The organism is Pseudomonas sp. FG1, from assembly GCF_034313875.1.
GTDB classification, from domain to species: domain Bacteria; phylum Pseudomonadota; class Gammaproteobacteria; order Pseudomonadales; family Pseudomonadaceae; genus Aquipseudomonas; species Aquipseudomonas veronii.
The window spans coordinates 2,790,381-2,805,936 of record NZ_JAVIWP010000001.1 but is presented as its reverse complement, the minus strand read 5'-3'; the positions used below and the strand labels follow the sequence as shown (position 1 = coordinate 2,805,936).

General features: G+C 62.7%; 17 protein-coding genes. 6 read left to right on the top strand and 11 right to left on the bottom strand.

Annotated elements, in window-relative coordinates; translation table 11 throughout:
• Positions 1 to 300: a ribbon-helix-helix domain-containing protein gene (locus tag RGV59_RS12890; RefSeq protein ID WP_017844854.1), complete on the bottom strand. Its 300-nt coding sequence runs from the start codon at positions 298 to 300 to the stop codon at positions 1 to 3.
• A gap of 18 nt (positions 301 to 318) precedes the next feature.
• Positions 319 to 900 carry a DJ-1/PfpI family protein gene (locus tag RGV59_RS12885; RefSeq protein ID WP_102618437.1) on the bottom strand — a complete coding sequence of 194 codons (582 nt, stop codon included), beginning with the start codon at positions 898 to 900 and terminating at the stop codon, positions 319 to 321.
• Between the two features lie 187 nt (positions 901 to 1,087).
• Between RGV59_RS12885 and RGV59_RS12880 the strand changes: the two genes are divergently transcribed.
• A complete protein-coding gene (locus RGV59_RS12880; protein ID WP_046384404.1) occupies positions 1,088 to 1,987 on the top strand; it encodes a DMT family transporter in 900 nt (299 codons plus the stop codon).
• Positions 1,988 to 2,008: 21 nt separating this feature from the next.
• On the opposite strand, the gene RGV59_RS12875 is transcribed toward RGV59_RS12880, so the two are convergent.
• From RGV59_RS12875 to RGV59_RS12860, 4 genes are all read right to left on the bottom strand, one after another.
• Positions 2,009 to 3,226: a class I SAM-dependent methyltransferase gene (locus RGV59_RS12875; protein ID WP_126585684.1), complete on the bottom strand. Its 1,218-nt coding sequence runs from the start codon at positions 3,224 to 3,226 to the stop codon at positions 2,009 to 2,011.
• 221 nt (positions 3,227 to 3,447) lie between these two features.
• Positions 3,448 to 4,065: a TPM domain-containing protein gene (locus RGV59_RS12870; RefSeq protein ID WP_046490279.1), complete on the bottom strand. Its 618-nt coding sequence runs from the start codon at positions 4,063 to 4,065 to the stop codon at positions 3,448 to 3,450.
• Positions 4,066 to 4,096: 31 nt separating this feature from the next.
• A complete protein-coding gene (locus tag RGV59_RS12865; protein ID WP_017844849.1) occupies positions 4,097 to 4,825 on the bottom strand; it encodes a TPM domain-containing protein in 729 nt (242 codons plus the stop codon).
• A gap of 18 nt (positions 4,826 to 4,843) precedes the next feature.
• Complete coding sequence (locus RGV59_RS12860; protein WP_017844848.1) at positions 4,844 to 5,455, bottom strand: LemA family protein; 612 nt, start codon at positions 5,453 to 5,455, stop codon at positions 4,844 to 4,846.
• Between the two features lie 241 nt (positions 5,456 to 5,696).
• On the opposite strand from RGV59_RS12860, the gene bglX reads away from it, so the two are divergent.
• Positions 5,697 to 7,988: a beta-glucosidase BglX gene (gene bglX / locus RGV59_RS12855; RefSeq protein ID WP_046384409.1), complete on the top strand. Its 2,292-nt coding sequence runs from the start codon at positions 5,697 to 5,699 to the stop codon at positions 7,986 to 7,988.
• A 217-nt stretch (positions 7,989 to 8,205) separates the two neighbouring features.
• On the opposite strand, the gene RGV59_RS12850 is transcribed toward bglX, so the two are convergent.
• The 4 genes from RGV59_RS12850 to RGV59_RS12835 form a co-directional block, all read right to left on the bottom strand.
• Complete coding sequence (locus RGV59_RS12850; protein WP_102618806.1) at positions 8,206 to 9,363, bottom strand: phospholipase D-like domain-containing protein; 1,158 nt, start codon at positions 9,361 to 9,363, stop codon at positions 8,206 to 8,208.
• A 1-nt stretch (position 9,364) separates the two neighbouring features.
• Complete coding sequence (locus tag RGV59_RS12845; RefSeq protein ID WP_017844844.1) at positions 9,365 to 9,955, bottom strand: YceI family protein; 591 nt, start codon at positions 9,953 to 9,955, stop codon at positions 9,365 to 9,367.
• A gap of 99 nt (positions 9,956 to 10,054) precedes the next feature.
• Entirely contained in the window at positions 10,055 to 10,369 is a 315-nt protein-coding gene (locus tag RGV59_RS12840; RefSeq protein ID WP_017844843.1) for a hypothetical protein, read from the bottom strand.
• On the bottom strand, positions 10,366 to 11,448 hold the full coding sequence (locus RGV59_RS12835) for a serine hydrolase domain-containing protein (RefSeq protein WP_046384412.1): 1,083 nt from the start codon (positions 11,446 to 11,448) through the stop codon (positions 10,366 to 10,368). Before RGV59_RS12835 ends, RGV59_RS12840 begins: the two co-directional genes overlap by 4 nt.
• 185 nt (positions 11,449 to 11,633) lie before the next feature.
• On the opposite strand from RGV59_RS12835, the gene olsB reads away from it, so the two are divergent.
• On the top strand, positions 11,634 to 12,389 hold the full coding sequence (gene olsB, locus RGV59_RS12830) for an L-ornithine N(alpha)-acyltransferase (RefSeq protein ID WP_017844841.1): 756 nt from the start codon (positions 11,634 to 11,636) through the stop codon (positions 12,387 to 12,389).
• Positions 12,389 to 13,180: a lysophospholipid acyltransferase family protein gene (locus RGV59_RS12825; RefSeq protein ID WP_057004749.1), complete on the top strand. Its 792-nt coding sequence runs from the start codon at positions 12,389 to 12,391 to the stop codon at positions 13,178 to 13,180. The genes olsB and RGV59_RS12825 overlap by 1 nt, the downstream gene beginning before the upstream one ends.
• Positions 13,181 to 13,289: 109 nt before the next feature.
• On the opposite strand, the gene RGV59_RS12820 is transcribed toward RGV59_RS12825, so the two are convergent.
• Positions 13,290 to 13,874 (bottom strand): ACP phosphodiesterase, encoded by a 585-nt coding sequence (locus tag RGV59_RS12820; RefSeq protein WP_017844839.1) that lies wholly within the window; start codon positions 13,872 to 13,874, stop codon positions 13,290 to 13,292.
• Positions 13,875 to 14,028: 154 nt separating this feature from the next.
• Here RGV59_RS12820 and RGV59_RS12815 point away from each other — a divergent pair, with 154 nt between their 5' ends.
• Together RGV59_RS12815 and RGV59_RS12810 are read left to right on the top strand one after the other, a co-directional pair.
• Positions 14,029 to 14,355, top strand: a complete 327-nt coding sequence (locus tag RGV59_RS12815) for an ArsR/SmtB family transcription factor (RefSeq protein WP_017844838.1) — start codon at positions 14,029 to 14,031, stop codon at positions 14,353 to 14,355.
• Positions 14,356 to 14,368: 13 nt separating this feature from the next.
• Positions 14,369 to 15,535, top strand: a complete 1,167-nt coding sequence (locus tag RGV59_RS12810) for an MFS transporter (protein WP_102618808.1) — start codon at positions 14,369 to 14,371, stop codon at positions 15,533 to 15,535.
• Positions 15,536 to 15,556 lie beyond the last annotated feature (21 nt).

Below are 15,556 nucleotides of genomic sequence, written 5' to 3'. Positions count from 1 at the left end.
CTAGCGGTTGCGCACCAGGCTCAACTCGGCCGTCGGTGTGCGCTGCTTGCTCAAGTAGCGGGTACAGCTGACGCGCAGAAACGAGGCAAAATTGACCACCTCGCCGCGGTAGTCCATGACTTCCTCGTACAGCTTGGTGATCAGTTGATTGGTGGTCATGCCATCCACGCTAGCGATTTCGCTGAGGATGTCCCAGAACTGGTTCTCCAGGCGCACGGTGGTGACGACGCCGCAGATGCGCAGGGAGCGCGAGCGAGACTCATAGAGAATCGGGTCGGCCTTGACGTACAGCTCGCACATGGCGATGACCTCCGTTGCTTACAAGGTGATTGTCGTGCCCAGCAGGCCGAGGAACCCGGCCAGCCAGCTTGGGTGCGCCGGCCAGGCCGGCGCCGTGGCCAGATTGCCTTGAACGTGGCTGTGGGTCACTGGAATATCGATGAACGAACCGCCCGCCAGGCGCACTTCCGGGGCGCAGGCCGGGTAGGCACTGCACTCGCGACCGGCGAGGATACCGGCCGCCGCCAGCAGTTGCGCGCCATGGCACACCGCAGCAATCGGCTTGCCGGCTTGATCGAAGGCGCGCACCAGTCGCAGGACTTTTTCATTCAGGCGCAGGTATTCCGGCGCACGACCACCGGGCACCAGCAGCGCATCGTAGTCGGCGGCTTCGACCTGGGCGAAATCCGCATTCAGGGCGAACAGGTGACCGGGCTTTTCGCTGTAGGTCTGATCGCCTTCAAAGTCATGGATCGCGGTTCGCACGGTCTCGCCGGCCGACTTGTCGGGGCACACCGCGTGGACGATATGACCGACCATCAGCAGCGCCTGGAAGGGCACCATCACTTCATAGTCTTCGACATAATCGCCGACCAGCATCAGGATCTTTTTCGCAGCCATGGGGCATTCCTCCAGTTCAACGGTTGGGCAGACAAGAGTAGCCAAGATAGACGCGTGCCGACGGGCCGGGTAATCCCCCGCTACTACAACTGTACGGATCAATCCGCACCCAGCTGTAGACCCCCGATTCGCGGAGGTTGTGGCTAGATGATCGTCCACTTCCGACCACTCGATTCCGGTTCCCGCCATGAGCTCGCGCGAAAACACCGGCATGGCCCTCGGCCTGCTGGGCGTCATCATCTTCAGCCTGACCCTGCCCTTCACGCGTATCGTGGTGCAGGAAATCCACCCGCTGCTCAACGGTCTGGGCCGTGCGTTGTTCGCCGCGATCCCGGCGGCGGCGCTGTTGCTGTGGCGCCGCGAGCGCTGGCCGAGCTGGCGCCAGGTACGCGGCTTGTGCCTGGTGATTGCCGGGGTGATCTTGGGCTTTCCGGTGTTGTCGGCGTGGGCGATGCAGACGCTGCCAGCGTCCCACGGCGCGCTGGTCAATGGCCTGCAACCCTTGTGCGTGGCGCTGTACGCCGCGTGGCTGTCCCATGAACGGCCGTCGAAAGCCTTCTGGGCCTGCGCCGCCTTGGGCAGCGCGCTGGTACTGAGTTATGCGTTGATCAGCGGTGCCGGCAGTATTCAAGCGGGGGATCTGTTGATGCTCGGCGCGATTGCCGTGGGCGGCCTGGGTTATGCCGAAGGTGGGCGCTTGGCCAAGGAGATGGGCGGCTGGCAGGTGATCTGCTGGGCGCTGGTGCTGTCGACGCCGCTGTTGATCGGCCCGGTGGCTTACCTGGCGGTGCAGCATCAAGGCGCGATTTCCATGGGCACCTGGTGGGCGTTCGGTTATGTGTCGCTGTTCTCGCAGTTCCTGGGATTCTTTGCGTGGTACGCCGGGTTGGCCATGGGCGGCATTGCGCGGGTCAGCCAGATTCAGCTGTTGCAGATCTTCTTCACCATCGCGTTTTCGGCGTTGTTCTTTGGTGAACACATCGAGCCGATCACCTGGCTGTTCGCCTGCGGGGTGATCGTGACGGTGATGCTGGGGCGCAAGACTGCGGTGCAGCCCGCGCCAATTACAAAGGCCAATGCGATTTAACGGAGGGAGGGGGCTTCGTGTTCAGCCGAGGTAACCGTCGGAGCGCAACAGGGTTTCCAGGCAGTGCTCGGTGATGTGATAGAAGTCCTTGAGTGCCTGAATCTTGTCCAGTAGCTGCGCGTTGTCCACCGGTTCGGCGCGTTTCACCGCAAGGATCATCTTGTTCTTGTTGGTGTGTTCCAGAGAGATGAACTCGAACACCTTGGTCTCATAACCGCAAGCCTCCAGGAACAACGCGCGCAGGCTGTCGGTGACCATTTCCGCCTGCTGGCCCAGGTGCAAACCGTATTGCAGCATCGGCTTCAACAGCACCGGGCTCTGGATCTGCAGGCGGATCTGTTTGTGGCAGCACGGCGAGCACATGATGATCGACGCGCCGGAACGGATACCGGTGTGGATCGCATAATCGGTGGCGATGTCGCAGGCATGCAGGGCGATCATCACGTCCAGCTCGCTGGGCGCGACGCTGCGCACGTCGCCGCAGGTGAACACCAGCCCCGGGTGTTCGAGGCGGGCGGCGGCGGCGTTGCACAAGCTGACCATGTCTTCGCGCAGTTCAACACCGGTGACCTCGGCCTCGACATTGAGGGTGTTGCGCAGGTAGTCGTGGATGGCGAAAGTCAGGTAGCCCTTGCCCGAGCCGAAATCAGCGACGCGCACCGGTTGGTCCAGCCTCAGCGGGGACGCGATCAGCGCATGGCTGAACACTTCGATGAACTTGTTGATCTGCTTCCACTTGCGCGACATCGACGGGATCAGCGCGTGCTTGGCGTCGGTCACGCCCAGGTCGGCGAGGAACGGCCGGCTCAGGTCGAGGAAGCGGTTCTTCTCGCGGTTGTGCTCGGCCGACGGCGCCTCACGCAATTGCTGCGGCTTGCTTTTGAACAGCGAGCTTTTGTTCTTCTTGCTGTATTCCAGCTGGGCTTCGTCGGTCAGCGCCAGCAAGTGTGCGTTCTTGAACGAGGTCGGCAACAACTCGGCAATCGCCGCCACACCGTCGGCCACCGGGAGGTTTTTGGTGATGTCGCGGGTTTTGTAGCGGTAGACGAAGGACAGGCAGGGCTGCTCCTTGACCGTCACCGCCTTGATGATCAGCCGTTGCAGCTCGGCTTCCTCACCGACGTACTTGGCCAGCACCAGTTTGATAAAGGCGTTGTGCGCAAGGCTTGCGCTGAGCAGTTCGATGAACTGGGCGTGATGATCCGGCGCAGGGCGGGCAGGTTGAGCGGTGACGGACATGAACAAAAACGCCTCGGGCTGGGAATGCCGGGCATTTTAGGGGGGATGGGGGCTGAGGGCACGGGGTTATTTGATCAACGGTAAGATTGGGGGCCCCACCGCAGATCCAAATGTGGGAGGGGGCTTGCCCCCGATGGCAGTGTGTCAGTCAGCTCATCTGCAGCTGATGCACCGCTATCGGGGGCAAGCCCCCTCCCACATTGGGTTCGGCACTGGTTGGGTTATTCGAGCACGATCAGGCGATTGGGCAACTCATTGCGCGCGTGCGTCAGCGGCACATGCACCTTGAGCAACTCACCGCAGGCTTCGATGCAGGCAATGAACCCGGCCAACGTCTGGCCCTGTTTCACCTGCTGGGTAAACGCCTTGACGATACCATCCCAACTGCTGTCATCCAGGCGTTTGGAAATCCCGTCATCCACCAGGATCTCCACATAGCGCTCGGCCTCGCTGACAAAAATCAACACCCCGGTGCCGCCCAGCGTGTGGTGCAGGTTCTGCTCGAGGAACTGACGCCGCGCCAGGTTCGACGCGCGCCAGTGGCGCACCGAGCGGGGGATCAGCCGCGTGGTGACCTTGGGCAGGCGAAACACCAGGCACAGCACGATAAACGTCGACCACTGCGCCAACAACAAGGTGTACATGCTCAGGTAGCCCGAGAAGTAATGCACCACCCCCGGCACCACCAACGCGATCAGGCTGGCCCACAGCAATGGGATGTAGGCGTAATCGTCGGCACGCGCGGCCAGCACGGTCACCAGCTCGGCGTCGGTCTGTCGCTCGACCCGGGCGATCGCTTCGGCGACCTGGCGTTGTTCGTGTTCAGTCAGTAGTGCCATGGTTGTAAACGCTCGTTTTTAGTTATTGTCATCACCAGCCGCCCGAAGCCCCGCCACCGCCGAAACCGCCACCGCCGCCGCGAAAACCGCCGCCACCGCCACCGTCCCGGCCGCCTCGGCCGCTGCTGCTGAGAATCGCCAACAGAATCGCCCACACCGGCAGGCCCAGGCGATTGCACAGCCACAACACGCCGATCAGCAGGATAAACAAACCGATGGAAAACCCCGGATTATCCTTGGCGAAGTTGGCATCCGCCACATGGGCCGGCACCGCCAGCGGCTCGCCGCCCACCACCTGGATCATCGCGGCGACGCCGTCGCTGATGCCCTGGCTGAACTTGCCGGCCTTGAACTTGGGCGCAATCACCTGATTGATGATCACCCACGACTGTGCATCGGTCAGCGTGCCTTCCAGGCCATAACCGACCTCGATGCGCAATTTTCGCTCATCGCGGGCGACGATCAACAGCGCACCGTTGTCCTTGCCCTTCTGGCCGATGCCCCACTGGCGCCCCAACTGATAACCGTAGTCTTCAATCGGCACGCCCTGCAGGTCAGGCACGGTGACCACCACAATCTGGTCGCCACGGCTTTGCTCCAGCGCCTGCAATTGCTGGGTCAACTGCTCGCGCACCGCCGGGTCGATCATCTGCGCGGTGTCCACCACCCGCCCGGTCAATGCCGGGAAGGTCAACGCCGCCTGGGCCACGCCCGCGCAGGCCAACAGCCACAGCGCCAGGCCTATCCGTAATAAACGCATCGACACCTCAATGCAGCTTTATTTGAACTTCACTTGCGGCGCTTTATCGGCATCGGCAGTGGTGGCTTCAAACGTGGCGCGGATCGGCAGATCGCTGTACATCACGCTGTGCCACAGGCGCCCCGGGAACGTGCGGATCTCGGTGTTGTATGCCTGCACCGCCTGGATAAAGTCGCGACGCGCCACGGCGATACGGTTTTCCGTGCCTTCCAGTTGCGACTGCAGGGCCAGGAAGTTCTGGTTGGCCTTCAGGTCCGGGTAGCGCTCGGACACCACCATCAAGCGGCTGAGCGCACTGCTCAACCCGTCCTGGGCTTGCTGGAACTGCTTGAGTTTTTCCGGGTTGTCGAGGGTGCTGGCATCGACCTGGATCGACGTGGCCTTGGCCCGCGCTTCAATCACCGCGGTGAGGGTGTCTTGTTCATGGGTTGCGTAACCCTTGACCACTTCCACCAGGTTGGGGATCAGGTCGGCACGCCGTTGATACTGGTTCTGCACCTGGCCCCAGGCCGCCTTGGCCTGTTCATCCAGGGTCGGAATGGTGTTGATGCCACAACCGCTCAGCACTGTGCTGATCAATAGCAAAGCCGCGGCCTTCAAGCCCCAGCGGTAACCTTGTGCTGCTTGCATGGTGTTTCTCCTGCCCAACCTTGATGGAATTTGACGACTCGCCCTATAAACCGCGCACATGGGGCATAATCCGCCCCCACTACTGGAATGCATCGAGCCAATCAGCTAAAAAGATGCCCAGCGCGATAAAGAGTTCAGAGTGTGCTGCATTTTTCTGAACGACACCCGAACAACAATAGACGCTCCCCACATTTTGGCCGATCAGCCTAACCGCTGTGCAGTGCGCCGAAAAAGGATATTCATGAAGAAGCTGTGTTTGCTCGGCCTTGTTGCCACTCTGGCCACCCACCCCGTCTGGGCAGAAACAAAGCCTGCTGCGCTTAAAGACAAGGACGCCTTCGTCAGCGACCTGCTCAAGCAGATGACCCTCGATGAAAAGATCGGCCAATTGCGCCTGATCAGCATCGGCCCGGAAATGCCCCGCGAGCTGATCCGCAAGGAAATCGCCGCCGGCCGCATCGGTGGCACCTTCAACTCTATCACCCGCCCGGAAAACCGTCCGATGCAGGACGCGGCCATGCGCAGCCGGTTGAAGATCCCGATGTTCTTCGCCTACGACGTGATCCACGGCCACCGCACGATTTTCCCGATCAGCCTGGCCCTGGCGTCCAGCTGGGACATGAACGCCATCGGGCGCTCCGGGCGCATTGCTGCCCAGGAAGCTGCAGCCGACAGCCTCGACATCACCTTTGCGCCGATGGTCGACATCTCCCGCGACCCGCGCTGGGGCCGCACCTCCGAAGGCTTCGGTGAAGACACCTACCTGGTGTCGCGCATCGCCGAAGTGATGGTCAAGGCCTTCCAGGGCAGCAGCGCGGCGAATGCCGACAGCATCATGGCCAGCGTCAAGCACTTCGCCCTGTACGGTGCGGTGGAAGGCGGTCGCGACTACAACGTGGTCGACATGAGCCCGGTCAAGATGTACCAGGACTACCTGCCGCCCTACCACGCGGCGATCAAGGCCGGTGCCGGCGGTGTGATGGTCGCGCTCAACTCGATCAACGGCGTGCCCGCCACCGCCAACACCTGGCTGATGAACGACCTGCTGCGCAAGGACTGGGGCTTCAAGGGCCTGGCCGTCAGCGACCACGGCGCGATCTTCGAGCTGATCAAGCACGGCGTGGCCAAGGACGGGCGTGAAGCCGCCAAGCTGGCGATCAAGGCCGGCATCGACATGAGCATGAACGACTCGCTGTATGGCAAGGAATTGCCGGGGCTGCTCAAGTCCGGCGAGATCGAGCAGAGCGACATCGACAACGCCGTGCGTGAAGTGCTCGGCGCCAAGTACGACATGGGCCTGTTCAAAGACCCGTACCTGCGCATCGGCAAGGCCGAGGACGACCCGGCCGACACCAACGCCGAAAGCCGTCTGCACCGCGCCGATGCACGTGACATAGCACGCCGCAGCATGGTCCTGCTGAAGAACCAGAACGACACCCTGCCGCTGAAAAAATCCGCGACCATCGCCCTGGTCGGCCCACTGGCCAAGGCCCCCATCGACATGATGGGCAGCTGGGCCGCCGCCGGTAAGCCGGCACAATCGGTGACCCTGCTCGACGGCCTCAACGCGGTGATCGGTGAAAAGGGCAAGATCATCTATGCCCGTGGCGCCAACATCACCAACGACAAGGCCGTGGTCGACTACCTCAACTTCCTCAACTTCGATGCCCCGGAAGTGGTGGATGACACCCGCCCGGCCCAGGTGATGATCGACGAAGCGGTCAAGGCCGCCAAGGATGCCGATGTGGTGGTCGCTGCCGTGGGCGAGTCCCGTGGCATGTCCCACGAATCATCCAGCCGCACCGACCTGAACATCCCGCAAAGCCAGCGCGACCTGATCAAGGCCCTCAAAGCCACCGGCAAGCCACTGGTGCTGGTGCTGATGAACGGCCGTCCGCTGTCGATTCTCGAAGAAAACCAGCAAGCCGACGCGATCCTGGAAACCTGGTTCGCCGGCACCGAAGGCGGCAACGCCATCGCCGACGTGCTGTTCGGTGACTACAACCCGTCGGGTAAGCTGCCGATCACGTTCCCACGTTCGGTGGGGCAGATTCCGACCTACTACAACCACCTGACCATCGGCCGGCCGTTTACCCCAGGCAAGCCGGGCAACTACACCTCGCAGTACTTCGATGACACCACCGGGCCGCTGTTCCCGTTCGGCTATGGCTTGAGCTACACCACGTTCAGCCTGTCGGACATGGCGCTGTCGTCCACCACCCTGAACAAGAGCGGTAAGCTCGACGCCAGCGTCACCGTGAAAAACACCGGCAAGGTCGACGGCGAAACCGTGGTGCAGCTGTATATCCAGGACGTGGCCGGCTCGATGATCCGCCCGATCAAGGAGCTGAAGAACTTCCAGAAAGTCATGCTCAAGGCCGGCGAAGAGCGCACGTTGCACTTCACCATTACCGAAGAGGACTTGAAGTTCTACAACAGCCAGCTCAAGTTCGCGGCGGAACCGGGTGAGTTCAATGTGCAGATCGGCTTGGACTCCCAGGATGTGCAGCAGCAGACCTTCGAGCTGCTCTAACGCCCGCCCCCGCCCTCTGTAGGAGCGAGCTTGCTCGCGAAGACCGTTAACGATGACGCGCTCATGCTGAATGAACGCGTTGTTCTCAGGTTTTTCGCGAGCAAGCTCGCTCCTACAGTTAAGCGAATTGAGCGAATTAAGCGCGTTGAGCGCGTTGAGCGCGTTGAGCGCGTTGAGCGAGTTAAGCGAGTTGAGCGCGTTGGGCGAGTTGAGCGCGTCAGCCGCGTCGATTGAGCAGGTTCACCACCAACCGATCAATCCACCCCCACACCCGCTGCTTCACCCGCCGCCACAACGGCCGCGACTTCCATGCCTCCAGGCTCACCGCCTGGCTCTGGGCAAAATCCCGTTCGAAACTGCCGGCCACGGCCAGCGTCAGCGCAGGGTCCAACGCTTCGAGGTTGGCTTCCAGGTTGAAGCGCAAATTCCAGTGGTCGAAGTTGCACGAGCCAATGCTGACCCAATCGTCCACCAAGACCATCTTCAGGTGCAGGAAGCACGGCTGGTATTCAAAGATCTGCACACCCGAGCGCAGCAAACGCGGGTAATAACGGTGCCCGGCGTAGCGCACGGACGGGTGATCGGTACGCGGGCCGGTCAGCAGCAAGCGCACGTCCACGCCGCGCCCCGCCGCCCGGCGCAAGGCCCGACGCACGCCCCAGGTGGGCAGGAAATACGGGGTCGCCAACCAGATGCGCCGGTGGCCGCTGCTCAGCGCGCGGATCAGCGAGTGCAGAATATCGCGGTGCTGGCGCGCGTCGGCATAGGCCACACGGCCGAGACCAGACCCGGTCGGCGGTACTTTGGGCAAGTGCGGCAAGCCGAAATGGGTGGCCGGTTTCCAGGCGCGGCGGTCGTCGTTGGCCAACCATTGCCGGTCGAACAGCGCTTGCCAGTCGAGCACCAGCGGGCCGTCGATCTGCACCATCACTTCATGCCAGTCGGCGCTGTCCTGCCCCGGTGTCCAGAACTCATCGGTGACGCCGGTGCCGCCGACCACGGCGATGCCTTGATCGACCAGCAATAATTTGCGGTGGTCGCGGTACAGGTTGCCCATCCAGCGCCGCCATTCCAGGCGATTGTAAAAGCGCAGTTCCACACCGGCGTCGGTCAGGCGCTTACGCAACCTGAGGGCGAACGCCAGGCTGCCGTAATCATCGAACAGACAGCGCACCCGCACGCCCCGCTCAGCCGCCTGCGCCAGCGCCTGCACCAAGACTTCGGCGCAGGCGCCGGCTTCCACCAGGTATAACTCCAGATCCACCTGATGCTCTGCCCGGGCAATGTCCACCAGCATTTGCGGAAAAAAGCTCGGCCCGTCGATCAACAACTCGAAACGGTTGGCGCTGCGCCACGGGAACACTGCGCCGCTCATGTCAGCGCGCCGTAAAGATCAGTACCGCACCCACCGGCACCGCCAAACTGATCGACGCCAGCCCAGCCGCGTTGCGCAACGCCGTCACACCCGGCACCAGCTCAAAATCCTCGGCGCGCAACACCAGCGGTTCCAGGGTCACCACCTGGAAACGCCGATCATCCAGGCGCGTGGCCAACAGCTCGGCGTTGTAGGTGTGGGTCTTGCCATGCAGCGTGACGCTCAATGGCAGGCGCAACTCCAACTGCGCGCCGGGGGCCAGGTCGTTGATCGGTTGCAGGTTGATCTGCGTGCTGATTAGCGCTTCGGGGAAGGTCTTGATCTCGAACAGTTGATTGCGCATGCGCTCATCGCGCAGCGGGATGCCGCTGTTGACCGACTCCAACTCCACTTCCACCTGCGCCGCACCGTTGCGGTCGACCTTGCCGTGCAGCACCAGGAAGCGCTGCACCTCGGCAATCTCGGTGTTTTTGGTGGTGACGAACGACAGCCGCGAGGACTCGTTGTCCAGGTACCAGTCCGCGTGGGCAGGCACGGCGGCGGCGGCCAGCAGGGCGAAGGCCAGGGGTTTGATGACAGACGCGTTGAACATTAAAGACTCGTGGGGCGGAAAACCTGAACGAACCTTAACTGTGCCGCCTGCCGGGCGCAATGTAGCTGACAAAGCCGCCCCCACCGCGGAGATGACGTGTCAGGGGTTGAGGCGGCAGCCCTGATGTTCGCCCAACCATCTGGCCGTATGGGTACGCCCCAATCCACTGGCGCTGACTTCACTGCGCTCCGGGTCATCGGTGAACGCACTGATCGGTACGTACTGCTTCACATACCCCCGGCAATACTCGGCGGGATTATTCTGCACATACCGGCACGAGCAGTACTCCTTGGCCGTATACGCCGCGATGATGTCGGGGAAGGCTTGCAGGTTGACGCGCTCGTGCCAGCCCCAGCCCAGCACGGCGAGCAACAGCAGCAGGAAAAGACTGGTAAACGGCCGACGACGGATCATGGCTGCACCGCCGCCAGCACGCGTTTGAGCAGTTCATTGTGGCGGTAGCTGTCATCGCGGTCATCGCCGTAGCGCACGATCACCAGGTGTTCGTCGGGCATGACGTACAGCGCCTGGCCCCAGTGGCCGAGGGCGGCGAAGGTGTCGGCGGGGGCGTCGGGCCAGGGTCTTGGGGCGCCCTGCACGGCGCGGTTGAGCCACCAATGGCCGCCGGGCATGGCTTCGTCCTGGCCGGCCTTGTAGTGATCGAACGGTTGCCGATTGAAATCGACCCAGGCTTTCGGCACCAGTTGTTGCTCCCGCCAGCGACCGTCGCGCGCCATCAGCAGGCCGACGCGCGCCAGGTCGCGGGCGGTGAGGTAGGCGTAGGACGAGGCGACGAAGGTTTCATCGGCATCGGTTTCCCAAGTGGCGTTGTGAATGCCCAGCGGCTTGAACAGCGCATCCCACGGGTAGCTCATGTAGGCCTTGTGGCCGAGCATGCCCTTGAGCGCGGCGGAGAGCAGGTTGCTGTCGCCGCTGGAATAACGGAAGGCCTCGCCCGGCGCGCGGGCGGTGTGCATGCCGGCGACGAACTCCGCCATGTCGGCGCGGCCGCGGGTGTAGAGCATGGCGACGACCGAGGATTTCAGCGGGGCATATTCGTAATCTTCCTGCCAATCGAGGCCCGAGGCCCAGTGCAGCAAGTCGGCCATCGTCACGCTTGGATGCTGTTTCATCGGCGGGTAGAAACGTGCGGCGGGGTCGCTCAGTTTGAAGCGGCTTTCACCGTAGGCCACGCCCAGCACGGTGGCCATCAGGCTTTTGCTGACCGACCAGGTCAGGTGCGGCGTGCTCGCGGTGGTGGGCATGGCGTAGCGCTCGTAGATGACTTCGCCATCGCGGATCACCAGCAGCGCGTCGGTGCGGATGCCTTGGCGCGTGGCGTCGTCACGCCGGGGAAACGCATAGGCATTCAGGGCATCGACAGCGGGACCTTCGATCGGCGTGCCCTTGGCCCAGTCTTTGTCAGGCCAGGTTTCGGCGCGGGTGGTGACGGTGGCTAACAACAGGGCAACGCACAACAAGCCTCTGACCATGGACACGAACTCAAGGGGGCATTCAAGCCCGCGAGCCTAGCCGAGGCCGATGACAGATTGGCGACATAAGTGCCTGTCATCTAAGCGTCACCGTAACTTCATGGAGATGACACCGAGCCTACATAGCCTGAGTTTGGACAAACAAGTCGACCGGCCGGAACGTGGCTGGCACTCGGAGATTCGCCATGACTCAGATCGCCCGCATCAGCGACACCGGCAATGAACGCCGTCTGCAAGCCGAACGCCTGATCGGCGCCCAGGCTTTGCAAGAAGCACAGGCCCTGCGGTTCAACGTGTTCAGCGGCGAGTTCAACGCCAAGCTGAAAGGCGCGGAACTGGGCCTGGACATGGATGACTATGATGTTCACTGCAGCCACATCGGCGTGCGGGATTTGAACAGCGGTCGACTGGTGGCCACCACCCGTTTGCTCGATCACCAGGCCGCCAGCACCCTGGGCCGGTTCTACAGCGAAGAAGAATTCAGCCTGCATGGCCTGCTGCACTTGCAGGGCCCGATCCTGGAAATCGGCCGCACCTGCGTCGACCCGGCCTACCGCAACGGCGGCACCATTGCAGTGCTGTGGGGCGAGTTGGCCGAAGTGCTCAACGAGGGCTGCTACAGCTACCTGATGGGTTGCGCGAGTATCCCGATGCACGATGGCGGCATCCAGGCCCACGCGATCATGCAGCGCCTGCGCGAACGCTACCTGTGCAACGAACACCTGCGCGCCGAGCCGAAAAAACCGCTGCCGGCGCTGGACCTGCCGTCCAACGTCATCGCGGAAATGCCGCCGCTGCTCAAGGCATATATGCGCCTGGGCGCGAAGATCTGCGGCGAGCCGTGCTGGGATGAAGATTTCCAGGTGGCCGACGTGTTCATTCTGCTCAAGCGCGATGAGCTGTGCCCGCGTTATGCGCGCCACTTCAAGGCGGCCATGTGATGGGCCGCGTGCGCGTGTACGCGCGGATCGCCCGGGTACTGTTGGTGGTGGCGCTGGGCCTGAGCATGGCCAGTGTGTTCGGTGTGTTCGAGCGCCTGGGAGTGGCCAACTCGATGGTGCGCCGTCAGCGTTGGTCGCGGTTCTTTATGTCGCGGCTGACCAACGCCCTGCCCTTTCGCGTGACGGTACACGGTGAATTGCCGCAGACACCGATGCTGTGGGTGAGCAATCACGTGTCCTGGACCGACATCCCGCTGCTGGGCATGGTCACGCCGATGTCGTTCTTGTCCAAGGCCGAAGTCCGCACCTGGCCGGTGGCCGGCTGGTTGGCGGCGAAGGCCGGCAGCCTGTTTATTCGCCGCGGCTCAGGCGACAGCCAACTGATCCGCAAACAGATGACCCGTCACCTGGAGCAGCAACACCCGCTGCTGATGTTCCCCGAAGGCACCACCACCGACGGGCGCAGCCTGCGTACCTTTCACGGGCGCCTGCTGGCCAGTGCGATCGAGGCGGATGTGTCGCTGCAACCGGTGGCGATCCGGTATCTGCGCGATGGGCAAGTGGACCCGCTGGCGCCGTTCATTGGCGATGACGATTTGCTCTCGCACCTGATGCGCCTGTTTGCCAACGACCAGGGCGATGTGGAAATCCATGTGCTCACGCCGATTGCCTGTGCCGGGCAGGAACGCGCGGCGCTGGCGTTCCAGGCGCAGCAGGCGGTGCAGAAGGCGTTGTTCGGGCCGCTGCCGGAAGCAGAACAGATTGCGGTTCGGCCGGCATTCGCCGCCTGAAGCGAGCACAGTCAACAATGTGGGAGGGGGCTTGCCCCCGATGGCGGTGTGTCAGTCAATGCATGTGCTGACTGAACCACCGCCATCGGGAGCAAGCTCCCTCCCACATTCAGATCTCAGTGGTCAGTTGGGTTTGGGCAAATTTTTGCAGCTCTGGATAGAACAGCCGGAAGTCTTCACTCAACGGTTCGTATAACGTGCGCAATTCCTGCATCGCATGGCCCAATTCCTCAGGCTGCGTAAGGCGCCGCGAGATCCCCCGCAATACCGGCTCCATCACCGCGAACTCGCGGTATGAGCCCAGCCAATCATCCGCCGCCATGTACGGCGCAATCTGCGCCAGCCGCCCCGGCAACTGCGGTTCGGCCGCCAGCACGCGGTACACCTGGGAGGTGAAGTGTTCCAGGGGCTGCTCGGCATACAGCGCCCAATCCCGCGCCAGGCAGTGATCGAAAAACACATCGAGGACGATCCCGGCATAACGCCGGCGCGTCAGGCTAAAGCGCGACAACGCTTCGCCGACCTGCGGATGGCTGTCGGTGAAACGGTCGATTGAGCGATGCAACTGGATGGCCGCTTCGATCGGCGGGCTGAACTGGCCTTGCAGGCGACCTTTGACGAAGTCGCCATACAGGCTGCCCAGCAGTTGCGCAGGAAGTTGGCCGCCCAGGTGCAGATGTGCGAGATAATTCATGGTGTGCAGTCTATCACTGCCGTCAACGCATCGTTATAACCCGATATACCGATTCAGTCTGGCCTAAGACCGAAATCATATTGGAATATCGAGATATACCGATTTAAAGTTCGCCTCATCGCGATATAACGCTTTACGACACCGAGCAACCGCCATGTCCATCGACCTCGACGAAATAATAAAAGCCCTGGCGCACCCAGTACGGCGAGACATCCTCACTTGGCTGAAAGACCCGAAAGTGCAGTTCCCCGAGCAACTGCACAACCACGAATACGGCATCTGCGCCGGGCAGATCGACCAGCGCTGCGGCTTGTCCCAGTCGACCGTGTCGGCCCACCTGGCGACCTTGCAACGGGCGGGATTGATCAGCAGCCAGAAGGCCGGGCAGTGGCACTTTTTCAAACGCAACGAGGAAACGATCCAAGCCTTCCTCACTGCGCTCATCACTGAGCTCAGTTCTGAAATCCGCGCACCACTGTAACAAGGACACGCACATGCCCCTCTCGCTCCTCATCCTCGCCCTGAGCGCCTTCGCCATCGGCACCACCGAGTTCGTCATCATGGGCTTGCTGCCCGATGTGGCGGCGGACTTGGGCGTGTCGATTCCCGGCGCCGGCTGGCTGGTGACCGGCTACGCCCTCGGCGTGGCCATCGGCGCGCCGTTCATGGCGCTGGCCACCGCCAGGCTGCCACGCAAGGCCGCGCTGGTCGCGTTGATGGGCATTTTCATTATCGGCAACCTGCTCTGCGCCCTGGCCAGCGACTACAACGTGCTGATGTTTGCCCGCGTGGTCACTGCGCTGTGCCACGGTGCGTTCTTCGGGATCGGTTCGGTGGTCGCCGCCAACCTGGTGCCGGCCAACAAGCGTGCGTCCGCCGTGGCCTTGATGTTCACCGGCCTGACCCTGGCCAACGTACTGGGCGTGCCCTTGGGTACGGCGCTGGGCCAGGAAGCCGGCTGGCGCTCGACCTTCTGGGCGGTGACCGTGATCGGCGTGATCGCGTTGATCGGCCTGATCCGCTTCCTGCCGGCCAAGCGCGATGAAGAAAAACTCGACATGCGCGCCGAACTGGCCGCCCTCAAGGGCGCCGGCATCTGGTTGTCGCTGACCATGACTGCGCTGTTCGCCGCGTCCATGTTCACCCTCTTCACGTATGTCGCGCCGCTGCTCGGCGACGTCACCGGCGTATCGCCCAAGGGCGTGACCTGGACCCTGCTGCTGATCGGCCTGGGCCTCACCGTGGGCAACATCATCGGCGGCAAGCTGGCGGACAGACGCCTGGCCGCCACCCTGATCGGCGTGTTCATCAGCATGGCGGTGGTCTCCACCGCGCTGACCTGGACCAGCATCGCGGTGATCCCGACCGAAATCACCTTGTTCCTGTGGGCCACCGCCTCGTTTGCCGCCGTGCCCGCGCTGCAGATCAACGTGGTGACCTTCGGCAAGGCCGCGCCGAACCTGGTGTCCACCTTGAACATCGGCGCCTTCAACATCGGCAATGCCCTCGGCGCCTGGGTCGGCGGCAGCGTGATTGCCCACGGTTTCGGCCTGACCAGCGTGCCCCTGGCCGCCGCGGCCCTGGCGATCCTCGCGCTGCTGGTGACCCTGATCACTTTCCGTCAGAGCGGCGATGCCGACCTGGCCCCTGCGACCAACTGATCAACTTAAAGAGAAGGGTGT

Coding starts and splice junctions, on each gene's coding strand:
- bglX (WP_046384409.1), top strand. CDS start 5,697: ATGAAGAAGCTGTGTTTGCTCGGCCTTGTTGCCACTCTGGCCACCCAC.
- RGV59_RS12850 (WP_102618806.1), bottom strand. CDS start 9,363: ATGAGCGGCGCAGTGTTCCCGTGGCGCAGCGCCAACCGTTTCGAGTTG.
- RGV59_RS12890 (WP_017844854.1), bottom strand. CDS start 300: ATGTGCGAGCTGTACGTCAAGGCCGACCCGATTCTCTATGAGTCTCGC.
- RGV59_RS12820 (WP_017844839.1), bottom strand. CDS start 13,874: ATGAATTATCTCGCACATCTGCACCTGGGCGGCCAACTTCCTGCGCAA.
- RGV59_RS12845 (WP_017844844.1), bottom strand. CDS start 9,955: ATGTTCAACGCGTCTGTCATCAAACCCCTGGCCTTCGCCCTGCTGGCC.
- RGV59_RS12870 (WP_046490279.1), bottom strand. CDS start 4,065: ATGGCACTACTGACTGAACACGAACAACGCCAGGTCGCCGAAGCGATC.
- RGV59_RS12815 (WP_017844838.1), top strand. CDS start 14,029: ATGTCCATCGACCTCGACGAAATAATAAAAGCCCTGGCGCACCCAGTA.
- RGV59_RS12875 (WP_126585684.1), bottom strand. CDS start 3,226: ATGTCCGTCACCGCTCAACCTGCCCGCCCTGCGCCGGATCATCACGCC.
- RGV59_RS12835 (WP_046384412.1), bottom strand. CDS start 11,448: ATGGTCAGAGGCTTGTTGTGCGTTGCCCTGTTGTTAGCCACCGTCACC.
- olsB (WP_017844841.1), top strand. CDS start 11,634: ATGACTCAGATCGCCCGCATCAGCGACACCGGCAATGAACGCCGTCTG.
- RGV59_RS12885 (WP_102618437.1), bottom strand. CDS start 900: ATGGCTGCGAAAAAGATCCTGATGCTGGTCGGCGATTATGTCGAAGAC.
- RGV59_RS12865 (WP_017844849.1), bottom strand. CDS start 4,825: ATGCGTTTATTACGGATAGGCCTGGCGCTGTGGCTGTTGGCCTGCGCG.
- RGV59_RS12840 (WP_017844843.1), bottom strand. CDS start 10,369: ATGATCCGTCGTCGGCCGTTTACCAGTCTTTTCCTGCTGCTGTTGCTC.
- RGV59_RS12810 (WP_102618808.1), top strand. CDS start 14,369: ATGCCCCTCTCGCTCCTCATCCTCGCCCTGAGCGCCTTCGCCATCGGC.
- RGV59_RS12880 (WP_046384404.1), top strand. CDS start 1,088: ATGAGCTCGCGCGAAAACACCGGCATGGCCCTCGGCCTGCTGGGCGTC.
- RGV59_RS12860 (WP_017844848.1), bottom strand. CDS start 5,455: ATGCAAGCAGCACAAGGTTACCGCTGGGGCTTGAAGGCCGCGGCTTTG.
- RGV59_RS12825 (WP_057004749.1), top strand. CDS start 12,389: ATGGGCCGCGTGCGCGTGTACGCGCGGATCGCCCGGGTACTGTTGGTG.